Genomic DNA, 2459 nt, shown 5'->3' with positions numbered 1-2459 from the left:
TGTGCTGCGGTTTCTTCGGCTGCGCGATCGACGCCATCGGGTTGCCCTCCGAGACTCCTTCGGAGACGAGGAAGTTGCAGAAGTTGTTCCACACCGACCAGGCGCGGCGCACCGACGCCGGTTGCCGCTCGGCGGCGAACGCCGCGAACGCCGACCGCAACCGTCGCACCGTCACGTCGCCGAGCGCCAGGGTCTCCTCCGGAATCCCGCCCACGCCCGCGAGGTGTGCGCGCACCGCGTACAGATCGAGCCGGTACGCCTTGACGGTGTGCGGGGACCGCTTCGCCGTCTGCAGGGTCTCCAGATACGACCCGATCCAGTCCGACAATCCCGGTTCGGTCGCGCTGCCCGCCACGATGCTCCTCCCGTGAACCACTCGTACAGATGTGCGAGTCCAGTGTGACAGCAGGGACCGACGGGGCAGCGGAGACCGGGACGCGTTCGGGGTTCGGGTGGGCTCGTCACCGGGTACGCGACGAACGAGGCCCGTCGAGGAGAGGAGCACGCCATGCCCGCAGGTGACGTCGAGACGTTCCACCAGGACGGATCCTGGCACAACCGGATCGAGGGCTCGAGCGAGCTGCTCGGCACCTACCCCACGCGCGTCGAGGCCGTCGCGGCCGGCCGCGACGAAGCGCGCCGACGCGAAGTCGAACATCTCGTCCACAACCTGGACGGGACCATCGGCGAACGCAACACCTACGGCCACGATCCGCGCGACATCCCGGGCTGAACCGGTTCCGGCCGGCTCAGCCGCGGCGGCGTTTGGCGCGCGCGGCGAACTCGTCGAGCACCCGCACCACGTCCTTGGCCTGCCAGAGGCGGTTGCGGCGACCCTCGGTGATCTGTGTGACAATCCCCGCGTCCACCAGCCGGTCGATCGCGATCTGGGCGTTGGCGCCGGTCACCGACAGCGCCGCCGCGGCCGTGCGGTTGTCGATCACCGGCTGCCGCAGCAGCACGTCCACCAGCCGGTGCACCGCCGAGTCCCGCCGCGCCGTCACCCGGCTCCGCCAGATCTCTCGCACCGCCTCGAGATCGGCGACGAGGGTGCGGCCGTTGGTGACCGCCGCGAACGAGGCGTCCACGATGGACCGCACGATCGGTTCGACATCACCGGCGCGGTAGGCGCCGAGCGCCGCGAAGTACTCGGCCGTGTTGTGCAGCAGTCCCGCGGAGACCGGCACGGCCACGCTGCGGGTGAGCTGCCCGCCCCGCAGCATCGCCTGGATCAACGCCCGCCCGACGCGGCCGTTGCCGTCGGGGAAGGGATGGATGGTCTCGAACTGCGCGTGCGCGACCGCGATCTGCGCCATCACCGGCAGATCGTCCCGGTTGGCGAAGACCACCAGATCGTCGATCAGTTCCGGTACCCGCTCGTGGTGCGGCGGCACGAACTGTGCGGTGTGCGGGCCCAGGCTGCCGCCGCCGATCCACACCTGCTGCTGCCGCCACCGGCCCGCGATCCCCGGATCGTCGTGCTCGAGCAGCGCGTGGTGCATCCGCAGGATCGCGTCGGCGTCGATGGCATCGGACAACTCCAGCGCCGCGCGCATCGCGCGCACGTTGCCGATGATGAGGCGGGCGTTGCGGGAGGCGTGTTCGCCGAGTTCGGCCAGCGCGATCTGTCGGGCGCCGCTGGAGAGGTTCTCGATCTCGGAGCTCGACGCGCTCTCGGTGCGCAGCAGGATGGAGGCGAACGGGGCGGTGATGTGGCCGACCTCGACGTCGAACCGGGTCAGTTCCGTGGCCGCTTCCTCGGTGAGGGCCTGCAGGTCGCCGCCGAGCGGGACGGGCCGGTGCGCGATGAAGGGGGGTACGGCGGCCCGGTAGGGGCCGGTGGTGAGGCGCCGTTCGCGCCGCGAGCCGTAGGTGTCGCCGCTGGTCCAGGGGTGCTGCTCGTAGGTGACCGCAGGCCACCGGGAAACAACGTCAGGCGAGGCCATCTCCGCAGCATACCATCGGATAGTCGATTATCCGATGGTATGGAGGGGTGCGGCTCTCGGTTCCCCGAGCCGTCCCCCGGGGTATCCGAAGCATCGAAGCAGGGAACAGCACACCCATCCCGGGACCGGAGGACAGCGCGATGTGGACAGCGTTGTGGTACGGACTGGGCACCGCAGTGCCCCTGTTCCTCGGCGCCGTGATCGGACTGCGCTACGACCTGCCCCGACCGGTGCTCGCCGGATCGATGGCCTTCGGCGCCGGCGCCATGGTCGCGGCGGTCTCCACCGAACTGTTCGCCCCCGCCTTCGCCGATCAGGGCCTGTGGGCCGCCGGCGGCGCGCTGATGCTCGGCACGCTCGTCTACGTCGTCGCCGACCACCTGATCGAGAACGAACTCGGTCCCGCAGCCCTGGGATGGGCCCTGATGCTCGGTGCGCTGCTCGACGGCATCCCGGAGAACGCCGCCCTCGGCACCACCCTCGCCGAGGCAGGTTCCGCCGGGCTCGTGCTGC

General features: G+C 70.6%; 3 protein-coding genes and 1 pseudogene. 2 read left to right on the top strand and 2 right to left on the bottom strand.

Annotated elements, in window-relative coordinates:
* The coding region (locus R1101_RS0121175; RefSeq protein WP_016935264.1) for a site-specific integrase at positions 1 to 355 on the bottom strand (355 nt) is incomplete at its 3' end.
* Between the two features lie 153 nt (positions 356 to 508).
* On the opposite strand from R1101_RS0121175, the gene R1101_RS0121170 reads away from it, so the two are divergent.
* Positions 509 to 733 carry a DUF2188 domain-containing protein gene (locus R1101_RS0121170; protein WP_016935263.1) on the top strand — a complete coding sequence of 75 codons (225 nt, stop codon included), beginning with the start codon at positions 509 to 511 and terminating at the stop codon, positions 731 to 733.
* Between the two features lie 16 nt (positions 734 to 749).
* Here R1101_RS0121170 and R1101_RS0121165 read toward each other — a convergent pair whose 3' ends face one another.
* Positions 750 to 1946 carry a Fic family protein gene (locus tag R1101_RS0121165; RefSeq protein WP_016935262.1) on the bottom strand — a complete coding sequence of 399 codons (1197 nt, stop codon included), beginning with the start codon at positions 1944 to 1946 and terminating at the stop codon, positions 750 to 752.
* Positions 1947 to 2086: 140 nt separating this feature from the next.
* Between R1101_RS0121165 and R1101_RS0121160 the strand changes: the two are divergent.
* Positions 2087 to 2459: pseudogene (locus R1101_RS0121160) on the top strand (ZIP family metal transporter); the annotation flags it as partial.

Origin of the sequence: Rhodococcus sp. R1101, assembly GCF_000278445.1 — a bacterium.
GTDB classification, from domain to species: domain Bacteria; phylum Actinomycetota; class Actinomycetes; order Mycobacteriales; family Mycobacteriaceae; genus Rhodococcus; species Rhodococcus gordoniae.
Note: the sequence above shows the minus strand (reverse complement) of the source record. Positions and strands in the feature narration are given on the sequence as shown.

What these genes read in the sequence shown, in the direction of transcription:
- R1101_RS0121165 (WP_016935262.1), bottom strand. Translation starts at nt 1,946, where the DNA reads ATGGCCTCGCCTGACGTTGTTTCCCGGTGGCCTGCGGTCACCTACGAG.
- R1101_RS0121170 (WP_016935263.1), top strand. Translation starts at nt 509, where the DNA reads ATGCCCGCAGGTGACGTCGAGACGTTCCACCAGGACGGATCCTGGCAC.